We start from the raw sequence: 21,426 nt of genomic DNA, 5'->3' as shown, positions 1-21,426 counted from the left end.
CCCATGTCTGGCCCGCCCATGTCCGGCCCGCCCATGTCCGGTCCACCGATGGTGGGTCCGCCGATGGCCGGCCCGCCCGGCAGCGACCTGTACCGGGTGGACCAGATCCGCCGCAGTTTCCAGGTGCGGCGCTTCGGCAGCGGGTACGACCCGGACCAGGTCGACCGCTTCTTCGAGGCGTTGCTCGGCGGGATGCAGGGCCGTAACCCGATGCCGGTGAATCCGCGTGACCTGGACACTCTGCGGTTCGGGCTGGTGCCGGGTGGCTATTTCGAGGCCGAGGTCGACGCCGCTCTCAAGGACGTACAGGACATTCTGCTCGGTCGCTGACCGGCCGGCTCGACATGCACGAGGGCCCGCTCCCGGTGGGGGCGGGCCCTCGTGATCGTGCGTCGTCGCCCGCGCGGTGAGCCCGGCGTCTGGGCGCCCCGACGCGCGGGGTCAGGAGCGCAGGCCGTTGCGGCGCAGCACCGCGTCGCCGATGACGATCGCCAGCAGCAGCGCGGCCAGACCGACCAGCCAGAGGTCCTCGACCCTGCCCTCGTGGTTGCCGCAGAGCATCGCCAGCAGCGCCAGCGCGGAGAGCACCGCGCCGATGCGCCCGGACTTGCGGTGCCCGGGCTTGTGCTGATCTGGCGCGGTTACCGGCTCGCTTCCTGCCACTGTCGGTCCTTCCCTCGCGATCGGATCTCCGAGTAGTCTGGCACGCCCCGCACCGGGGCCGGTGCGGGGTCCGCCCTGATGGCGGTACGCCACCGGGAACCGCCGGCCGCGCTCCGGTCCGCCGGAGTCCACGGGAGTTCCGCGGGAGGTCCGCGAAAGTCCGGTGGACCTCCGGCAGGACGGGCACTACCGGCGTCGCGGGACGACGGACGCGGCGCCTCCGGTAGCGTCTTCGACGTACACCTTGGATTGCCTTGTGCGAGGGGGACTGCGGTGCGAGTGACCGGTACGGGACATGCCAGCATGCGGATCGACACGGCCGCGGGCAGCATCCTGTGCGATCCGTGGGTCAATCCCGCCTACTTCGCCTCGTGGTTTCCTTTCCCGGACAATTCCCTGCTCGACTGGGAGACCCTGGGCCAGGTCGACTACCTGTACGTCTCGCACCTGCACCGGGACCATTTCGACGCCGCCCACCTGCGGCGGTACGTGTCGAAGGACGCCACCGTCCTGCTGCCCGAGTTTCCCACCTCGGAGATGGAGGACGAGCTGCGGGAGTTGGGCTTCACGAAGTTCCTCAAGGCGCCGAACGAGCAGGTCGTCGAGCTGGACGGTGGCCTGAAAATCATGATCCAGGCGTTGACCAGCCCGACCGACGGTCCGATCGGTGACTCCTCGCTGTGGGTGGAGTACGACGGGGTGCGGCTGCTCAACCAGAACGACGCCCGCCCGAGCGACCTCAGCGTCTTCGCCGAGCTGGGCCACGTGCACGCGCACATGTTGCAGTTCTCCGGCGCGATCTGGTACCCGATGGTGTACGAGCTGCCGCAGGCGGCGAAGACCGCGTTCGGCAAGCAGAAGCGGGACCGGCAGTTCGACCGCACCTGGCGCTACATCGACGACCTGAAGGCCGACCACGTATTCCCGATCGCCGGCCCGCCCTGCTTCCTCGACGACGCGCTGTGGCAGTTCAACGACATCCACGGCGACGAGGGCAACATCTTCCCCGACCAGTCGGTGTTCCTCTCCGAGTACGCCAAGGTCGGCGGCACCAACGGCGTCGTGCTGCTGCCCGGCAGCGTCGCCGAGATCAGCACGGAGTCCTGCGAGACCACCCACCCGGTGCCGGTCGAGGAGTTCTTCGCCAACAAGGTCGCGCACCTGGAGGAGATGCGGGAGCGCAAGCGCGGCGTCATCGAGGCGGAGAAGGCGTCCTGGCGGCACCCCGAGGTGGACGTGCTCGCCGAGATGAAGCGCCGGATCGAGCCGCTGCTGGACGAGTCGATCTACCTGGCCAAGGGGGTCGGCGGCCCGGTCCGCTTCGACCTGGTCGGCTACGACGGTGAAAGCGTCGAATCGATCGTGGTGGACTTCCCCGGCAAGGAGGTCCGCCGGTACGCCGACGAGAAGGTGCGCTACCGGTTCCGTACCGAGCGGGCGCTGGTCGAGCACCTGCTGTACATCGGCGAGGTGGACTGGGTGAACTCGCTCTTCCTGTCCTGCCGCTTCTCGGCGGCCCGGATCGGCCAGTACAACGAGTTCGTCTACGCCTTCTTCAAGTGCCTCTCCACCGAGCGCCTCCAGTACGCCGAGGGCTGGTACGACGAGCACGAGCGGGTCAGTGACGCCGAGGACATCACCCTCGGCGACTGGGTGGTGCAGCGCCGCTGCCCGCACCTGAAGGCGGACCTGACCCGGTTCGGCATCGTCGAGGGTGACCAGCTCACCTGCCAGCTGCACGGTTGGAAGTTCGACCTGTCCAGCGGCCGGTGCCTGACCAGCGTTGGCCACAAGATCCGCGCCCACCGCGCCGACGCGAACACGCCGGCCCCCGCTGGCGGGGCGGCCGGCTGACGGGAGGTCAGCGGCCCAGGTCGGCGAGGATCCGCTGGGCGGCGTTGTGGCCGGCGGCCCCGATGACGCTGCCGGCCGGGTGGCAGCCGGCGCTGCCCGCGTAGACGCCGTCGACGCCGGTGGCGTATGGCATCCGGTCGGTGAACGACACGGTGTTGTCGACGTGGTGGATGTGCCCGCCGGTGATGCCGAAGTGCCGCTCGATGCCGGGCGGGGGCAGCGGCACCGCGTCGGCGATCAGGTCGGCGGTGCCCGGGGCGTACCGTTCGCAGATGTCGACCAGCCGGGAGACGTAGCCGGGCAGCGCCTCGTCCCAGGTGGTGCCGGCCAGTTCGTAGGGGACCGACTGGACGAACAACGCCGACGAGTGGTGCCCGGCGTCGTCGGCCAGCGACGGGTCGACGGTGGTGTGCAGGTACCACTCGATGGTCGGCTCCGCCGGCAGCCGGCCGGCCCGCACGTCCGCCCACATCGCGCGCAGCGCCGCCATCGGTGCCGCGCCGCCGCCGTCGACCAGCGAGGATGAGCCGGGAAGCAGGTGGATGGTGGAGCCGAACGGGCTCGGCGCGCCCGACGGCAGGCAGGAGAACCGGGGTAGCCCGGTCAGCGCCAGGTTGAGCTTGAGGGTGGTGCCGGGGCGGCGGACCGCCGCCATCCGCGCGCCGAGCCCTGCCGGGAGCGCGCCGTCGGGCAGCAGCGCGATCAGCCGGTACGGGTCGCAGGCCCCCACCACCACGGTGGTGGCGACCTGCCGGCCGTCGGCGAGCACCACCCCGCTGGCCGCCCCGCCGTCGAGGGTGATCGCGGTGACCGGCGTATCGGTGCGCAGGTCGGCGCCGGCGGCGCGGGCGGCGTCGGCGAAGATCCGGGACACCGTGCCCATGCCGCCCTCGGCGATCATCCAGGTGCCGTCCGAGCCGGGCAGCCGGCACATGTTGTGCACCAGGAAGTTGTGCCCGGTGCCGGGGTCGTCCGGGCCGGCGTTGACGCCGGACAGCCCGTCGGTCACGGCGTACATGCTGACCAGCAGCTCGGAGCGGAACTCGAAGCGGGCCAGGTGGTCGGCGACCGAGCCGCGGACCAGGTCGACGAAGACCTGTCGCAGGGCGGGGCGGACGTAGCGTTCGGCGGTCTCCTGCACCGGCAGCGGTTCGGCCAGCCAGGCCGGAGCCAGGTCCGTGCGCAGCGCGGCCAGTTCGGCCTGGAGCGCGTCGTCGGCGGCCACGTCGGCGGGGGAGAACATCTGGGCGAGCTGCTGCCGGGTGGCCGCGGTGTCGCTGCCGAAGAGCAGGTACGGCGCGCCGGGGCCGCCCGGGGTGGGCAGGAAGTAGTGCGGGTCGCGGCGCAGCACCGGGATGCGCACGTCGAGCGTGGCGAGCAGTTCCGGCGGCATCAGCCCGAGCAGGTACGACCCGGTGGAGTGGCGCAGCCCGGGCACCTTCGGGAACGGGTTCTCGGTGCGGGTGGCGCCGCCGATCACGTCGGCGGCCTCCAGCACCAGCACCGTCAGACCGGCGCGGGCCAGCAGGGTGGCGCAGACCAGCCCGTTGTGGCCGGCGCCGACGACCACGGCGTCGGCGCGGGCCGGCAGGTCACTCGCTTCGCTCATGCCCGGCCAGCCTAGTGCCGTCGGGCTCCGCGCGGGAGGCGTTCGGCGCCGGGAGGCCAATGATCCACTCAACCTGCGCCAGATCGTGGCGACCGCCGTCCCGGACACCGCATGACGGCGCAAACGAAGAGACCCCTCCATCCGCCCGCCGCGACCGGGCGCAGGCGGAGCGGGCGGTATCCGGCCCGCCGCACCGGACGCGAACGGCCTTGCGATAGTTGACGCCGATCACTGCGAGGCCGGGTCGACGGCACGGCCGTGACGGTCGATGAGGGGAGCGGGGGATGTTCGACTGGTGGGGACGCGTGGTGGTGCGCGCCCGGTGGGCGGTGCTGGCTGCCGCCGCGGCGCTGGTGGTGGTCGGTTCCACCTGGGGTGTCGGGGTGTTCGGGACGTTGAGTGGGGGCGGCTTCGACGACCCGGCCAGCGAGTCCAGCCGGACCGCCCAGCGGGTGACCGCCGAACTCGGCCGGCAGGGCGCCGACGTGATCGTGCTCTGGTCCAGCGACACCGCGACCGTCGAGCAGCCGGCCTTCCGTGATCCGGTCACCGGCACCGTGGCGGCGCTGCGCCAGCGTCCCGAGGTCGCCGCCGTGACCACCTGGTACGACGCGCCCGCCCCGGCCCTGGTGGCCGCCGACCGCCGAGCCACGTACGCGGTGGTGCAGCTCACCGGGGCCGACGAGGACGCCCGTTCCGCGCAGTTCGCCTCGCTGCGCCCCGCGCTGGACGCGCCCGGCCTGCGTACCGAGGTGGGTGGCCTGGTCGCGTTCCAGGAGGCGGCGACGGTCCAGAGTACCGAGGACGTCACCCGCGCCGAGCTGTTCTCCATGCCGGTGCTGCTGGTGCTGCTCGTGCTGATCTTCGGCGGGCTGGTCGCCGCCGGCACCCCGCTGCTCGTCGGCGGGCTGGCCATCCTCGGCGCCTTCGTCGCGGTCCGCCTGGTCAACCTCTTCACCGACGTGTCGATCTTCGCGATCAACGTGATCACCCTGATCGGCCTCGGCATGGCCGTGGACTACGCCCTCTTCGTGGTGAGCCGGTTCCGGGAGGAGATGTCCGCCGGACACACCCCGGCCGAGGCGATCCGGCGCACCATGCTCACCGCCGGCCGGACGGTCCTGGTCTCCGGGCTCACCGTCGCGCTCGCCATGGCCAGCCTGCTGATCTTCCCGCAGCCGTTCCTGCGGTCCATGGGCCTCGGTGGGATGGCCGCGGTCCTGGTCGCCATGCTGGCGGCACTGACCGTGCTGCCGGCCCTGCTGGCGGTGCTCGGCCCGCGGATCGACGCGGTGCGCGTACCGCTGCCGTGGCGGCGGCGGACGAAGGCCGGTGGGTCGGCGGAGGCCGCCGACGGCGGAGCCTGGGCCCGGATCGCGCACAGCGTGATGCGCCGCCCGGCGCGGTACCTGATCGGGGTCGCGGTGTTGCTGGCGGTCCTGGCCACGCCGTTCCTGCGGATCTCCTTCGGCGGGGTCGACGAGCGGGTGCTGCCGGCCGACGCCGAGCCCCGGGTGGTCGCCGAGCGGATCGCCGACGACTTCCCGGGCGGCACCGTCGCCCCGATCGACGTGCTGGTCTCCGGCCTGTCCGCCGAGGCGGTGCGGCCGTTCGCCGACCGGGTCGCGGCGGTGCCCGGGGTGACCGGGGTGCAGGTCGCGGCGAGCACGGGGCCGTCGACGCTGCTCGCGGTCAACTACCGGGGCGAGCCGACCGGGACCGAGGCCCGGGACGTGGTACGCGCGCTGCGCGACCTGTCCGCCCCGGCCGGAGCGCAGGTGCTGGTCGGTGGGCGGCCGGCAGCCGACGTGGACCTGTTGGCGACCCTGGGCGAGCGGCTGCCGTGGATGGCGCTGCTGATGGCCGGGGCGATCCTGCTGCTGCTCTTCCTCGCCTTCGGTTCGCTGGTGCTGCCGGTCAAGGCGGTGCTGATGAACCTGCTGTCGATCGGCGCGTCGTTCGGCGTGGTGGTCTGGATCTTCCAGGACGGGCACCTGGCCGACCTGCTCGGCTTCACCCCCACCGGGTTCGTCGAACCGAGCAACCTGATCCTGATGCTCGCCGTCCTCTTCGGGCTGGCCACCGACTACGAGGTGTTCCTGCTCTCCCGGGTCCGCGAGGAGTGGGACCGCACCGGCGACAACACCGCGGCGGTGGCGGTCGGGCTGCAACGTACCGGCCGGATCATCACCGCCGCCGCGTTGCTGCTGATCATCGTGGTGGCCGGCTTCACCACCGGTGGGATGCTCAACGTCAAGCTGATCGGTGTCGGCATGATCGTGGCGATCGTGGTCGACGCGACCCTGGTCCGGGCCCTGCTGGTGCCGGCCACCATGCGTCTGCTCGGGCGCTGGAACTGGTGGGCGCCCGCCCCGCTGGCCCGCTTCTACGCCCGCTACGGGCTGCGCGAGTCCGACGAACCGACGCCGACCGCGCCGGAGAGTCCCCATCCCCTCCGGTAGCGACTATTGTCGATGCCCCGTCGGCTCTGTGCCGGCGGGGCATCGATCGTCTCCGGGAGGTTCCGATGGATCGTCGTACCGTCCTGCGCGCCACCGTCGCCGGTGGCGCCGCCTTCTGCGGCAGCCTCTGGGCGGACGCCGCGCTCGCCGCCCCCGCCCAGCCCGGTCCCGGCCCGTACGGGGAACTGCTGCCCGCCGACACCAACGGCCTCCAGTTGCCCGCCGGGTTCACCAGCCGGGTGATCGCCCGCTCCGGACAGCTCGTCCCCGGCACCTCCTACCTGTGGCACTGGGCGCCCGACGGTGGCGCCTGCTACCCGGCCGGCACCGGCTGGATCTACGTGTCGAACTCGGAGATCCCGCTCGCCGGCGGGGCGTCGGCGGTGCGCTTCCGCGCCGACGGCTCGATCGCGGCGGCGTACGGGATCCTCGGCGGGACCACCATGAACTGCGCGGGCGGCGCGACCCCGTGGGGCACCTGGCTCTCCTGTGAGGAGACCCCGCTCGGGCAGGTCTTCGAGACCTGGCCGGACGGCAGCCGCAGCGCCGAGGCGCGCAGCCGGATGGGCCGGTTCACGCACGAGGCCGCCGCCTGCGACCCGGACCGCCAGGTGGTCTACCTGACCGAGGACGAGAAGGACGGCTGCTTCTACCGCTTCGTGCCGGACACCTGGACAGACCTGCGTACCGGCCGCCTGCAGGTGCTCTGCGCCCCGGCCGAGCCGGTGACCGGCCCGGTGACCTGGCGTGACGTCCCCGACCGGGACGGTTTCCCGGTCGCCATCCGGCACCAGCTCGGCGCGGCCCGGCACTTCGACGGCGGGGAGGGCTGCTGGTACGACCGGGGCACCTGCTGGTTCACCACGAAGGGCGACAACCGGGTGTGGGCGTACGACGCCGTCCATCAGCGCCTCGACCTGGCGTACGACGACTCGCTGGTTCCGGCCGGGGCCGCCCCACTGGTCGGAGTCGACAACATCACCGGCACCGCCGGTGGTGACCTCTACGTGGCGGAGGACGGCGACAACATGGAGATCAACATGATCACGCCGGCGGGCGTGGTCACCCCGTTCCTGCGTCTGCTCGGTCACCCGTCGTCGGAGATCACCGGGCCGGCATTCTCGCCCGACGGCACCCGCCTGTACTTCTCCTCCCAACGCGGCACCAGCGGCAGCGCCGCCGGCAGCGGCGGCGTCACCTACGAGGTGACCGGCCCGTTCCGCCGCTGACCTCCGATCCGATCGCTCCTGTCGCCTGGCGTCGGACCCTTTAACGCCGAGCACCAGCGAGGTCAACCAGTTCGCGAGCAGGGCCACGGGCACCACCGCGATCCCCCCGTAGAAGGTCATCGCGGTGGCGTGCAGCGAGAGATCCCGGCCCGCTGCCGCCCATGGTCGGCACCGGGTCAGCCGAAGGAGCGGACGAGCGCCCAGTCCTGCTCGACGACGATCTTCACCGGCTGCCCGGTGTTGGTGCCGGACGGGTGGTAGACCCGCAGCTTCCCGTCGGAGGCGAAACGGGCCCAAAAGTCGGGCACCCGGTCCCCGTTCACGTCGGGGATGCCGACGAGCGCGGTGATCGCCGCCTCCGACCAACCCGTCCCGTAGGAGACGTCCCCCTGGCGGGAGTTGGCGGCCTGCTTGAGCGAGTTCAGGTCGACACTGCCGGCGACCGCGCCGGGCTTGCCGTGCCGCAGGTACATGTTGCCGTTGTCGAGGTTGCGCCAGAGCAGGTCCGGGGTGCCGTCCAGGTCGACGTCGGCGATGTTGACCACCTCGCGGCGGGCCCATGCGGTGCCGTCCATCAGGGTTGCCGACCCGAAGCTCGCCCCGGTGTAACCACCCAGCACCCAGAACTGTGACCCGGAGCGGACGACCAGCTCCGGCAGTCGGTCACCGTCGAGGTCACCGACCGCCTTGATCTGGCTCCAGGTCGCCGGGGCCGGCAGGTCCGGCGTGCTGGCCGGCAGCAGCACCCGCAGCCGCCGGTCGACCGGGAAGCTGCCGTATCCGTCGCCGGGGTAGAGCCAGAAGCCGCCGTCCGGAGTACGGGCGAACAGATCGGTGTTGCCGTCGCCCGGGTAGGTGTCCGCGTACTTGGTGATCAGCGTGGCCTCGCCGGTACGTAGCCGCCAGTGGCCCGGCGGGTTGAGCGCCCGGTTCGCGGAGTACGAGCCGGTGAGCGGGGTGTGCAGGTCGCCGCCCTCGTCACCGGGGTAGCTGCGCAGGTTGCCCGCGAAGTCCACCACGAGCAGGTCGGGGATTCCGTCGCCACCGGTGTCGCCGGGTCCGTCCGCCCGGTCGGCGGGCGGCACGTAGAACGTGTAGTCGGTACGGAGGCTGCGGTTGCCGACGGCGTCGTAGGCGTAAACCTCAAGGGTGTTGGGGCCAGAATGCCGTGGCTTCAGGTCCGGCACGGTGGCGGTGCCGTTGGTGGCGGTCACCGGCACGCTGCCGACGCCCCCGAGCGAGTAGCTGAACCGGGTTGCCCCGGCGGCGGTGAAGGTGACCGCGCCGGTCTTGCCGAACGGCACCGTGGCCCAGGTTGCGCCGTCGCCGGTGGCCTCCTTGAACACCTCGCTCGTCACGTCTGGCGCCGCCGGCGCCGAGGCGTCGACGGTGAGCCGGCACGGCTCGTTGCCCGGCGGGAAGTACGACGACGTCTCGCCGGCGGTGTCCTCACCCCGGACGTCCCAGGAGTAGACAACCTTGTCCTCCAGGGTGCTCGCGGGGATGGTCAGGCTGGCCCGGCCGGCGCTGGTGGGGGTGACCAGGGTGCCGGCCGGCGCGGTGGTGCCGTTTTTCCAGAACCGGAAGCGCAGCGCCTTGAGGTTGTGGTCGGGGTCGGTGCCGGTCGCCGAGAGCACCAGGTTGGACCGGGCGACGGTGACGCCGTTACCGGGCCCGGGCACGCAGGCGCCACCCGGTGAGGTGGTGCCGTTGGTCGGCTCGGCCGGCGGCCGGTTGTAGACGACGGTGAGTTCGGCGCTGGTGGCCTTGAACTTGCGCCAGGTTTCGGTGTCGGACTCGCTGGTGGCCCGCATACCGAAGGTGAGGTTCGTCAGGCCGTCGTCGGCACCCTTCTGGGCAGCGTTTCTCACGTCGAAGCTGACGTAGTCGTCGTCGCAGCGGCTGCCGTAGCCGTGGGCGAAGGACCTCTTCTGTTGCAGCGTCAGCCAGCCCGGCTGGGCCTTCCAGGTGGTGCCGGAGGAGATCGCCCCGGTGAGCCAGAGCTGCATCTCGCGGGTTTCGCAGGACCAGGAGTGGTTGTTGATCACCTTGAAGGTGGCGGAGCTGATCGTCGCGCCCTTCACGCCTTTGTCGTAGCGCATTCGCCAGAAGGAGCGGGTCCGCAGTGGGGTGTCCTGCTCGTAGCCGACACGGGCGTCGGAGGTGCCGGAGTTGAAGTTGGTGCCGTTCCAGGTGTTGGTACGGGGGTGTTGCGAGTAGACGGTCGCCCAGGCCAGGGTGCCGCCGATCAGGGTCGGGTCGAGGAAGACGGGAAAGGTGACCGTGGGGTCGGTGAGCATTCCGGTGGCCGCGGCGTCCAGGTGCAGCCGGGCGTCACCGGTGCCGTCGCCGTCCAGGCGGGTCGGGATCGGGGCCTGCCGAGCGCCCGGCTCGCTGCCGGCGAGGCCGGAGAGCCGCAGTACGTCCTCCGGGGTGGCCACCGACGTACGCGGCACCGCCTGCGGGTTCTCGACGTCCCGTCCGGCGGAGTCCCAGACGAAGGGGGAGGGGACCGAGGCCACCTCCCGGCCGTCGGCCGGGTCGAGGGCCCGCACCCCGCCGGTGGTCGGGTCGTGGCGGAAGACCGCAGTCGCGGACCGTAGGCCGTAGGTCAGCGCGCCGACGGCCCGGACCGTCTCGGCGGAGCGGTTCTTGACGATGAGCAGCTGACCGAAGCCGCCCGCCTCGCGGGCGACGACGAGCAGGTCGACGCCGGGGCGCACCTCGGGATAGAGGGCGCGCGGGCCGTCGAGCACCGGCTCCGGCAACGGACCGGGCCAGGTGTAGGCGATGGTGTGCCCGTCGGTGTCCACCTCGGCCAGCACACTGACGGTGTCGGCGGCACCGGTTCCCGTGCCACCGCCGGCACCGCCGGTCTCCGTGCCACCGCCGGAGAGGCGCAGCGGGATGGGGACGTTGACCGGGCGGACGTCGAGCCCGCCGGTGGACTTCCCGGCACGGGTCAGGGTGGGGTCCAGCCTCGCCCACCGGCCGCTGGCGTCCTTGGCCCGCTGCGGGGTGGCGTGAACGCTGGTGCGCATTTTCCCGTCGGGGAGCGCCCAGGTCAGTGACGTGGCGGTGGTGGCCGTGTCCACCAGCACCTCCGTGCCGGTGCGAGCGGCGTGGGCCACGGCGGTGGGCTCGTCGCGCGGTGCCGTCGCGGGCGCGGGTGCCGTCGCGGGGGGTGCGTCGGTGCTGGGCCGCAGCGGCAGCAGAGTGGCGACGAGTGCGGCCAGCAGCACGCCCAGGGTGAGGGTCAGCCTGGTGCGCGTACGCACGAAGGGCTTGAGCAGGCGAGGCGCGGTCACGGCGGTCTACTCCCGTGGGGCCGGGCGGACAGGGAACGACGCAGGCGGCCAGCCGGCGACCCGGTGGGTCGCAGGGCAGAACGAGGCCACACGATCGCACGGCACCCGGGCGTCTCGTCCATCCTGCGAACGTTATCGATTTGTTACATCCAAAGTGGCGTTGCTGGGAGGTACGTCCGAATTAGGTCTTGCGCGGCTTTTGTTGCCCTGCAATAGGAGCACATAGCACTATTTCTCGCCTCTGTGTGGCTCGGTGCTTTCGTGACGTACAGCGTTGATCATCCTGTGTCGTAGATCACCTGAACCGGTGGGTGATGGTCGGGAGCGGGGTTGAGCGTGAGGCTCCCCTGACGCAGAGTGCTCACGCACGTGCCGTCGCCGGCCCGTGCCGTCGCGGTTCGTCCGCATCTCTTCTTTCCCTTTCTCGCGCCTGGGTGGGAGTCGACGCGCATGCGTGGTACCGGTTTGCTGTCCCGACGGTCGCCCGGCCGACGGACCCGAACGGAGTCGGGCCGCCGGTGGGGCCGCCCCGCCCGCACCGCCCTGGTCCTGGCGCTCTCCACCACGCTGGCGGCGACGAGCCTGCCCGCCGCCGCCCTCGCGGTGCCCGGCGCGGGCATGAGCCGCGAGGCGCGGGTCGACCTGCCCGAGCTGCCGACAACCGATCGGGTCGAGCAGGACAACGCCGCGCAGACCGACTTGACCACCGAGCCGGTCCCCGAGGTCACCGAGTACCAGCCGACGGCCGTCCAACCGTGGCAGCAGGACACCGGCACGGTAGACCTGACCGACGTCGAGCCCGGCGACACCCGGCCCGTGGACGACCTGCCGGTCGCCCTCGGCGTACCGGAGGGCGGCGACCCGGCCGTCCTCGCCGGCACCTGGACCGTCGACCTGGCCGCCCCCGAGGCCTCGCAGGACGCCGGGGTGGCGGGCCTGATCATGAAGATCACCCCGCCGGCTACCGCCGACCCGCAAGCCGAGGTCGCCCTCAGCGTCGACTACACCCCCTTCGCCGACCTGTACGGCCCGCAGGCCGCCGACCGATTCGGCGTCATGCTGCTGCCCGACTGCGTCTACGACAACCCCGACAGCGGGGACTGCGCCGACGGCACCGAACCGACCGACCCGGACCCGGCTCAGGTCTCCAGCGAGGTGACGCTGGTGCCCGCCGCCGACGCACCCGCCCGCGTCACCCTCGCCGCCGGCGCGCCGGTACGTCGGGTGGTCACCGGCACGCTGCCGGTCGGCCCGTTGCGCGACCAGCAGGCCGGCGCGCGTACCGCCGGTGTCGCCGCCGACGCGGCCGGCGGAAAGGTCGTCGGCGTGCTGGACACCGGCGCCTCGGCGTCCGGCGACTTCACCGCGACCCCGCTGGTCTCCTCGGGTTCCTGGGCGGCGGGCTCCTCCTCCGGCGCGTTCACCTACTCGTACCAGGTGCAGGTGCCGGAGACGGCCGGTGGGCTGATGCCGAAGGTGGCGCTGGGCTACTCGTCGCAGTCGGTGGACGGCCGCACCTCCGCCACCAACAACCAGGCCTCCTGGATCGGCGACGGCTGGGATTACAGCGCCGGGTCGATCACCCGCAGCTACGCCAACTGTCGGCAGGACGCGACCAGCGGCGCGAACAACACCAAGCACCGCACCGCCGACCTCTGCTGGGGCTCCGACAACGCCACCCTCTCCCTCGGCGGCCTGACCACCGAGCTGGTGTACGACAACGGCACCTGGACCACCGCCAACGGCGACGGCTCCCGGGTCCAGCTGGAGGAGGACACCGGCCGCGACAACGGCGACGCCGACGGCGAGCACTGGATCGTCACGACCCGCGACGGCACCCGGTACCACTTCGGCCTCAACCGGTTGCCCGGCTGGTCCGCCGACGCCCCGGTCACCAACTCGGTGCTCACCGTCCCGGTGTACGGCAACCACCCGAACGAGCCCTGCTACCAGGAGGGCAACTGGGCCGGCTCCGTCTGCACCCAGGCCTGGCGGTGGAACCTCGACTACGTCGAGGACGTGCACGGCAACGCGATGAGCCTGTGGTGGGCCCGGGAGACCAACCACTACGCGCGGAACTTCAACTTCAAGGCCCCGGTCAGGTACGACCGGGCTGGCTACCTCACCCGCATCGACTACGGGCAGCGCCGCGACAACGTCTACTCCGCCGCCCCGCTGGCCCGGGTCACCTTCGACGTCGCCGAACGTTGCTTCACCGAGGGCACGATCACCTGCACCGAGGCCAACTTCACCAGCAAGGATCCGGCCCGGTACCGGATCTGGTACGACACCCCCGCCGACCTGCGCTGCGTCGAGAAGCAGAAGTGCTGGAACGCCTCGCCGTCCTTCTTCTCCCGCAAGCGGCTCACGAAGATCACCACCTGGGCGCAGCGGCAGCGCGACAGCCGAACCCTCCAGACGGTGGACGAATACCAGCTCAAGCAGTCCTTCCCGGTCCTGCGCACCGGCCCCAACACCGCACTGTGGCTGGAGTCGATCACCCGATCCGGCTTCGGCGTGGGTGGCGACCGGATCACCCTCAACCCGGTCCGGTTCGTGGCCAACGTCGACGACATGCCGAACCGGGTCCGCAACGACCATCGCCCCGGCTTTTCCCGCCTGCGCATCGGCCGGGTCGTCAACGAGTACGGCGGTGAGACCGTCGTCACCTACCAGGAGCCCACAGGCGGGTGCGCCACCGGCGCCGGACTGCCCACGGACCCGAAGGACGTCGCGCCCCTCAAGGCCAACACCCGGCTCTGCTACCCGGCCTTCTGGCACCCGGACCCGGCCAAGGAAGCCATCGACTGGTTCCACAAGTACGTCGTGGAATCGGTCCAGGAACTGCCCGCCGTGGACGGCCCCGCCAGCACCCTCACCCGGTACGAGTACGGCACCGCCGGCTGGAAGCTCGCCGAGCAGGAGTTCACCAAGAAGTCGACCCGCACCTACTCCCAGTTCGCCGGCTTCGACCAGGTCACCGTCCTGACCGGAGAGAACGACGCCGCGACCGGCAGCCGGCAGACGATGTCGGTCACCCGGTACTTCCGCGGCCTGGGCGACAGCATGGCGATCAAGGACATCACCGGCAAGGTGATCGCCCAGGACGAGGAACCCTTCGCCGGCCGAATCGCCGAGGAACTGACCTACGCCGAGGCCAAGCCCGGCGCCGACGCGGCCTACCTCAAGGCGAACTGGCTCACCCGCAGCGTCACCTACCCGGAGGCGCGCCTGCTCGCCACCCGAGCGCGGGGGACCGGCCTCAGCCCGCTGCGCGCCTGGCGGGTGACCGAGCCGACCCAGGTGGCGTACAGCCGCTCATCCGACGGTGATCGCGAGGTCAAGACGGCCACCGAGTACGAGCACACGCATGGCCTGCCCACCAGAATCGAGTCGCTCGGCGACACCGCCCGGGACAACGACGAGTCCTGCACCCTCATCGAGTACCTTCACCACACCGGCAAGCACCTCGTCGGCCTGACCAAGCAGGTCCGGACCAGCCCGACGACCTGCGCGGCGGCCACCTTCGACGACCTGAGGACGCTCAGCTCCGCCGGCCGCGTCGCCTACGACAAACAGGCGTACGGTGCCGCCCTCGCCGACGACACGAAGGGCCGGGTCCGCGAGACCTGGTCGCTGAAGGCCGACGGCTCGGGCTTCCAGTCCGACGGCACCACCGCCATCGACGACATCGGTCGCGTCACCTCCCGTACCGACCCGGACGGCAAGACCTCGCACATCGACTACGTTCCCGCCACCGGCCAGGCGTTCACCGTCAAGGAACGCAACTCGCTGCGGCACGAGCAGGTCCAGGAACTGGATCCGGGCCGGGCCGTCACCCTCAAGACCATCGACCCCAACGGTCGGGTCAGCGAGGCCCGGTACGACGCGCTGGGCCGCCTGGTGGAGGCATGGGGGCCGGGCCGTACCCCGTCGGTCACCGCAGTGCCGGACTTCCGCGCCCAGTACGCCACCCCCGAGGGCAAGCCGCCGTACGTGACGACCTTCAGCCGCGGTCACGAGGACCGGGTGCAGACCTCGGTCACCATCTACGACGGCCTGGGCCGGGAACGCCAGACCCAGGAACAGGCCACCGGCGGCGGCCGGCTGGTCACCGACCGGTTCTACAACAGCTCCGGCGAGGTGTGGGAGACCTACAACGCCTACCTCGCCGAGGGCGGCCCGCGCGGTGAGTTGTTCGTGCCGTTGGCCCGCACCGCTGTACCCAACATCACCCGCTACCGGTACGACGGCCTGGGCCGGGTGGTCCAGGAACTGCCCATCCTGCGTGACCAGGAGAGGTCCGAGCGGGCCACCACCTACACCTACGGCACTGACCACTCCACGGTGGTCAACCCGGCCGGTTCGCCGTCGTACCGGATGTTCACCGACGCCCTGGGCCGCACCAGCCGGGTGGACACCTTCACCGACGCCGCCCGCACCGCGTTTACCTCCATGTCGTACGAGTACGACCGGCAGGGCCGGCTGGCGGCCGTGCGTCACTCGGCGGACGAGGACCGCCCCTGGACGTGGAGCTACGACCAGCGGGGTCGGCTGACCGTCGCCACCGACCCGGACACCGGCGCCACCCGGATCGGCTACGACCACCGGGACCGGCAGCTCACCGTCACCAACGCCCGCAACGTCACGGTCTGGAACGGCTACGACGAGTTGTCGCGCCCGACCCAGCAGCGACTGGGTGACGGCAACGGCCCCCTGCTGGCCCAGTTCACCTACGACACCGTCACCGGCGGCAAGGGGCTGCCGGCCACCGCCACCCGCTACACCGACGGCCTGCCGTACACCCAGGCCATCGGCGGCTACTCCGACGACTACCAGCCGACGTCGACCACGCTCACCCTGCCGCAGTCCGTCGCGGACACCTGGGGCCTGCGCTCGTCCTACCGGTACGAGTACTCGTTCACCGACACCGGCCAGCCCGAGTCGTCGACCCTGCCCGCCGTCGGGAACCTTCCCGCCGAGAAGATCCTGGTCCGTTACACCGCCGACGGGTTGCCGTTGTCGGTGTCCGGCCAGGACTGGTACGGCGCGGAAACGGTCTACTCGCCGTACGGGCAGGTGCTGCGCTCGACTCTGGGCGCGCAGCCGTACCGGGTGTGGACCACGGCTTCGTACGACGACGCCAGCGGCGCGCTCACCGGGCAGCAGGTGCACCGGGAACAGAAGGACGCAACCGGCGGCCGGTTCGCGGGCAGCACCCTGGTGTCGAACCGGGAGTACGCGTACGACGACGCGGGCAACGTCACCGCGATCCGGGAGCGGGCGGCCAGCACCGCCGAGCGGCAGTGCTTCCGCTACGACGCCGTCGGTCAGCTCCGCACGGCGTGGACGTCGTCGGACCAGGGCGCCTGCGCCACCGGCCCGCTCGGCGCGCCGGCGGTGTCGGCGGGCAACGACGGCACCGGCTACTGGCAGGAGTACGAGTACGACCTGCTCGGCAATCGGAAGAAGCTGGTGGAGTACGACCTCACCGGCAAGCGGGCCGAGGGTGCCATCACCACCGGCTACGAGTACACCGGCAGCCAGCCCCGCACCCTGACCAAGGTGACCCGGGAGTGGACGACCCCGGAGCAGGTGAGGATCACTTCCGAGGTGTCGCGGCTGTACGAGTTGACCGGGGAGACAAGGTCGGTGACCTCGCACAGCGGTGACGAGCAGGAGTTGACCTGGACCTACGACGGCAAGGTCGAGCGGATCACCGGCCAGGGCGGCGAGGGTCGCACCGCGTATGTCGGCCCTGGTGCCAAGTGCCTCGACCTCGACCAGGGCCTCGCCAAGGACGACCAGCCGGTGCAGCTCTACCCGTGCAACGGCACGACCGCCCAGAAGTGGACGTTCACCCCGGTGCCCGGGGAGCAGCAGAAGAACCCGAACCTGGGCACGCTCTCCGGCCCGGACGGCTGGTGCCTGCAACCGGAGGCCGGCACGGTCGGCTCGCCGCTGCGCTTGCAGGAGTGCGACCGCTCGGCCGCGCAGCACCTGACGCGCTCCTCGACCGGTCAGCTCACCCATGTCGCCTCGGGGCTCTGCCTGGCGGTGCGGGACGGCGCGACGGCCGACATGACCCCGGTTGTCCTGGCCACCTGTGACGGCAACTCCAGCGGCCAGCGGTGGGAGCCGCAGTTGGAGACCCGGCACATCTACGGGCCGGGTGGCAGTCGCCTGCTCACCGTCCAGGGCCGACAGGCCACCCTGCACCTGGGCGAGTCGCAGGTGACGGTGGACAGGGGTGGCGCGGTGGTCAGTGCGCAGCGTACGTACGCCGCCCCGGGTGGCGCGGTGGTCCGCCACTCCAGCGCCGGCAACCAACCCGGCCTGGTCGCGGTCGCCGGTGACCACCAGGGCAGCCCGTACGCGGAGGTGGGGCTGTCGGCGGGGATGCCGGTGCGAATCCGCAAGCAGGACCCGTTCGGCAACCAGCGCGGCGCGGCCGACCTGGGCGCGAACATGCAAACCAACGCCGGATTCCTCGGCGCGACCCGGGACGACGCCTCCGGCTTCGTGCCGCTCGGGGCGCGTCTGTACGACCCGTCGGTGGGTCGGTTCCTGTCGGCTGATCCGGTGTTGGATCTGACTGATCCGCAACAGAACAACGGGTACGCGTACGCGCACAACAACCCGGTGACGCACTCGGACCCGACGGGTCTGTCGGTGGCGCTGACCGCCTCGGAGATGGCCGCGGCGCTGGCGGGTGCGGGCCTGTCGGCGGCGCAGGTTTCGCAGGCGCAGGCCAACATGGGTCGGTCGTTGATGTCGGTGATTCTCGATTCGGCCTGGTACATCCTGAAGGAGTTCATCGGGATCAACGATGCGTTGGGCTGCTTCGGCGGTGACATGTGGGCGTGCGGCAGCCTGATCCTCGGTGCGATCCCGTGGATGAAGGCCGCCAAGGTTCCGGCGGTGATGCGGGCCATTGGCCGGACGATCGAGGCCATCCAGGCGTGGCGGGCGGCGAAGCGGGCCGCCGAGGTGGTGTTAGCCGCGGCGCGGGCTGCCGAGCAGGCGGCGTTGAACGCGAAGAAGTTGGCGATCGAGCGGGCGAAGAAGGCCGCGCAGGCGGCGGCGAAGAAGCCGGTGGACAAGGTCAACACGACGAGTAACGCGGCGGCGCAGGCGGCGAAGAAGACCGGTAACCCGGTGCAGAAGCAGGCGCAGGCGAAGTCGAACCCCAAGGCATCGTCGGCCGCGGCGGGCGGCGCCGGTGGGAAGAAGTCCTCATCTGGCGGCGCCTCGAAGTCGGGTGGCTCGAAGTCTGGTGGGTCGTCGGGTGGTTCGGCGCGTAGTAGCGGTGGTTCCAGTGGTGGTGGTGCGGGTGATTCCTGCACCAGGCCGAGCAGCTTCGTCCCCGGCACCAAGGTGTTGATGGCCGACGGGTCGCGTAAGCCGATTGAGAAGGTCAAGCCGGGTGACAAGGTCAAGGTGACCGATCCGAAGTCGGGTCGGGTCGAGGTCGAGACAGTCACCGCGGCGATCCAGAGCCAGGGCGCCAAGAACCTGGTCCGGGTCACCGTGGACACCGACGGCGGTGAGGGGTCGGCGACGGCTGAGGTGGTGGCGACCGAGGCTCACCCGTTCTGGGTGCCGGAGCTGGGCGACTGGGTGCACGCCACGGACCTGCGCTCGGGCCAGTGGCTACGCACCGGCGCGGGCACCCTGGTGCAGATCACCGCGATCGACCGGTGGAGCGTGCCCCAGGCTCGGGTCCACAACCTCACCGTCGCCAACACCCACACGTACTATGTGGTAGCCGGCAACACGCCGGTCCTTGTACACAACTGCGGAGGATTGGACTGGACCAAGGCAAAGATCCAAACGAATGGCGTTGACGCCGTTGAGAAACACCTGCTCCGGTTTACCGATGGTGGCCCACTCGAATCGGCAGAACAAGGCATGTTGAATCGCCTGCGGTCCATTTCCGCTGGCGAGATGGAAGCCACTCCTCATGATCTCCGGTTCTACACACACGAGCTGCGCGAGTCGGTACTCTATCGGAAGGCTGGATATCGGACCGGCCAACCCGAAGTCGATTCATATGAACTCTGGGATCAGCTACACACGCAGTCCTTGAATGATTATGGATTAACGAGGGTCGGGGCGCCTAATGATCTCTATCATCCCAGCGTAAGGTGATTGAAATGAACAACATTCCAACTCGCCTAGCTTTGGAAGTCGTTCGTGATGGTGGTGGGCGATGGGACACTCGCACCATCGATCTGGAGCTGGGGAGGCGGGGCGCCCAAATTGAGACCGGGATCATCGCGGACCTGCGACGGCTTGCGGACCAAAACCTGATCCAGGCAGACGATTCCGAGCCGAAGGGAACGGGGCCTCGTTGGAGCTTGACCGACATGGGTGCGGCATGGCTGGCGGGGCATTTCAGCGACACTGAATAGTGGCGCAGCGGCAAGAAAAACGGCCGCGAGAGATCCGTAATGATCTTCTGATGGTGCCGCTACGGAGCGACTCCTCTTCGTGGCGACACCATCACGACGTGCGTACGCGGGCATGTGGGTGCGTGCGGGTTGCCGTCAGCGTTGCCGTCGGCTACTCGCATAAGATGGCGATGTATCGATACGCGGCACGCTGTGGATCTGCGACAACCTAGCCCCTCGTAGGGCGTGAGTTTGAGCTGGTTGACCAAGTCCGCGTCTGTCACTCGGTGGCGTGCCGCGTAGCGGCGCGGCGTCGTTGGCCGGTTGCCGCGTCGTGGCTTGACCGCACTCGCGATCGTCATGGCCTCAGGTGCCGTCGGGTTCGCTCAGGACCGGTCGCCTTGTTGTGTGGGCGCGTGCGTGCGGGTCGGCGCCGCTACTCGTTTCGCAGTGCCGCCGAGCGTGGCCAGGCGAGGAACCGCGCGTGCAGCACCCCCGACGGGGTGTGCGGCAAGTCCTCACACGCCTGCACCAGGTTAGGCCGACAGATGCAGCATCAGCGACACCCGCGCCCCGGTGAACTCCGCCACGAGCTGCCGCTTACGAGTCCGACACGGCCACGCCGCCCCGCGCCCCGCGCAGATCCACTGCGGCCGTACCGGCTGATGCACCGACACCCACCCCACCACCCCTCCGGAACGTTGGAAGGAGGAAGGGGCCACCGCCGACACCCGACCCGACCACATCCCGGGCCGGCGGCAACCCGGCATTTTCGCCGCCCACGCCGACTAGTTCGAACAGATCTGGCAAACAACCACCGCCTACCCCAAGGAGACCCGGTGACCGGCCGGCACGACTACTACCACGACCCGCACGCCCCCACCGCGAACAGCCTCGTCCCCGGCGCCGCCGCCATCGTCACGGACAACCACGGCCGCGTGCTGCTACAACGTCGCACCGACTCCGGCAACTGGGCCCTACCCGGCGGTGCCATGGACATCGGCGAAACCCTCCAACAGTGCGCCGTCCGCGAGGTCAAAGAAGAAACCGGCCTCGACATCGAGATCACCGGCCTGCTCGGCATCCACACCGACCCTCACCACGTCATCGCCTACCCCGACGGTGAGGTCCGGCAAGAGTTCACCATCACCTACCTCGCCCGCGTGGTCGGCGGCACCATCACCGTCAGCGACGAATCCACCGACGTCCGCTTCATCCACCCCGCCGAGTTCGACCACATCCCCATCCACGACACGGTCCGGCTCCGCCTTCAGCACCACGCCGAGCACCGCGACACCCCCTACCTTGGATAGCGCCGCCCATCGATACCTTGACTGCCGGCGGGCGCGGACGTCTCCCCAGGTTGCCGTCACCGTCACCGTCAACACCGATAAGCTTCGATGCGGCGAGTTGGTGCCACGCACAAAAGGCCAGGTCAAACGCCATGAACACGTAAGTCACACTGCGTGACGGGCTGAAAATCCCACACGTACTATGTGCTGGCAGGCGCCACCCCGGTCCTCGTCCATAACTGTGGCAATGGCGTGGTCTCCAATAGCAAGCCGTACGATCTGCCGTTCGAGCAGATGGCAGCCGATTTCGAGGGGGTGTCCGCAATGGCGGCTGGCTCTCCCGAGTTCTCGCAGGCAGTCGCAGGCGGCGGCAGGTATCTCTGGACGGTTGGGGAGCGAGGTAACCTGAACATCGTTCGCGACTTGCCTGGAATTCATCACACGATAGCCAGTGGTGGATCTCCGGTTGTCGGTGCTGGGCAGATCACAATCGGAAGTGGCGGCAGGGTCACATCGTTTGACAACTTTACGGGTCACTACACGCCGCCCTGCGCCCAATGTGCCGCTTCGTTCATCAGTCAAGGGGTAGATGCCTTCGGTCAAGCTGGCATCAGGA

9 protein-coding genes and 2 pseudogenes are annotated in these 21,426 nt (G+C 70.4%); 7 read left to right on the top strand and 4 right to left on the bottom strand.

From position 1 onward, the window contains the following. Positions 1–330 (top strand): annotated as a pseudogene (locus tag E1166_RS11715) (cell division protein DivIVA); the annotation flags it as partial. Between the two features lie 111 nt (positions 331–441). Here the strand turns inward: E1166_RS11715 and E1166_RS11710 are convergent. Continuing rightward, on the bottom strand, positions 442–663 hold the full coding sequence (locus E1166_RS11710; RefSeq protein WP_132267044.1) for a DUF2631 domain-containing protein: 222 nt from the start codon (positions 661–663) through the stop codon (positions 442–444). Positions 664–936: 273 nt separating this feature from the next. Here E1166_RS11710 and E1166_RS11705 point away from each other — a divergent pair, with 273 nt between their 5' ends. After that, positions 937–2,517, top strand: coding sequence for a Rieske 2Fe-2S domain-containing protein (locus tag E1166_RS11705; protein WP_132338377.1), 1,581 nt, complete (start codon positions 937–939; stop codon positions 2,515–2,517). 7 nt (positions 2,518–2,524) lie between these two features. Here the strand turns inward: E1166_RS11705 and E1166_RS11700 are convergent, their stop codons facing one another. Next, on the bottom strand, positions 2,525–4,126 hold the full coding sequence (locus E1166_RS11700) for an NAD(P)/FAD-dependent oxidoreductase (protein ID WP_132338375.1): 1,602 nt from the start codon (positions 4,124–4,126) through the stop codon (positions 2,525–2,527). 284 nt (positions 4,127–4,410) lie between these two features. Here E1166_RS11700 and E1166_RS11695 point away from each other — a divergent pair, with 284 nt between their 5' ends. Further along, complete coding sequence (locus tag E1166_RS11695) at positions 4,411–6,588, top strand: MMPL family transporter (RefSeq protein ID WP_132338373.1); 2,178 nt, start codon at positions 4,411–4,413, stop codon at positions 6,586–6,588. Positions 6,589–6,653: 65 nt separating this feature from the next. Then, positions 6,654–7,817, top strand: a complete 1,164-nt coding sequence (locus E1166_RS11690; RefSeq protein ID WP_132338371.1) for an alkaline phosphatase PhoX — start codon at positions 6,654–6,656, stop codon at positions 7,815–7,817. Positions 7,818–7,993: 176 nt separating this feature from the next. On the opposite strand, the gene E1166_RS11685 is transcribed toward E1166_RS11690, so the two are convergent. After that, entirely contained in the window at positions 7,994–11,125 is a 3,132-nt protein-coding gene (locus tag E1166_RS11685; protein WP_132338369.1) for a DNRLRE domain-containing protein, read from the bottom strand. Positions 11,126–11,575: 450 nt separating this feature from the next. On the opposite strand from E1166_RS11685, the gene E1166_RS11680 reads away from it, so the two are divergent. After that, a complete protein-coding gene (locus E1166_RS11680; RefSeq protein ID WP_132338367.1) occupies positions 11,576–19,276 on the top strand; it encodes a ricin-type beta-trefoil lectin domain protein in 7,701 nt (2,566 codons plus the stop codon). Between the two features lie 5 nt (positions 19,277–19,281). Next, positions 19,282–19,539 (top strand): hypothetical protein, encoded by a 258-nt coding sequence (locus tag E1166_RS11675; protein ID WP_132338365.1) that lies wholly within the window; start codon positions 19,282–19,284, stop codon positions 19,537–19,539. A gap of 415 nt (positions 19,540–19,954) precedes the next feature. Here E1166_RS11675 and E1166_RS31960 read toward each other — a convergent pair. After that, positions 19,955–20,204, bottom strand: a pseudogene (locus tag E1166_RS31960) (flavin reductase). 153 nt (positions 20,205–20,357) lie between these two features. Between E1166_RS31960 and E1166_RS11665 the strand changes: the two are divergent. Then, positions 20,358–20,831: an NUDIX domain-containing protein gene (locus E1166_RS11665; RefSeq protein ID WP_132338363.1), complete on the top strand. Its 474-nt coding sequence runs from the start codon at positions 20,358–20,360 to the stop codon at positions 20,829–20,831. Positions 20,832–21,426: the final 595 nt, after the last annotated feature.

This window comes from Micromonospora sp. KC213, from assembly GCF_004348325.1.
Lineage (GTDB): Bacteria > Actinomycetota > Actinomycetes > Mycobacteriales > Micromonosporaceae > Micromonospora.
Note: the sequence above shows the minus strand (reverse complement) of the source record. Positions and strands in the feature narration are given on the sequence as shown.

Bases quoted from the DNA above. Each gene is read 5' to 3' on its own strand.
- E1166_RS11695 (WP_132338373.1), top strand. From the start codon at position 4,411: ATGTTCGACTGGTGGGGACGCGTGGTGGTGCGCGCCCGGTGGGCGGTG.
- E1166_RS11680 (WP_132338367.1), top strand. From the start codon at position 11,576: ATGCGTGGTACCGGTTTGCTGTCCCGACGGTCGCCCGGCCGACGGACC.
- E1166_RS11690 (WP_132338371.1), top strand. From the start codon at position 6,654: ATGGATCGTCGTACCGTCCTGCGCGCCACCGTCGCCGGTGGCGCCGCC.
- E1166_RS11700 (WP_132338375.1), bottom strand. From the start codon at position 4,126: ATGAGCGAAGCGAGTGACCTGCCGGCCCGCGCCGACGCCGTGGTCGTC.
- E1166_RS11675 (WP_132338365.1), top strand. From the start codon at position 19,282: ATGAACAACATTCCAACTCGCCTAGCTTTGGAAGTCGTTCGTGATGGT.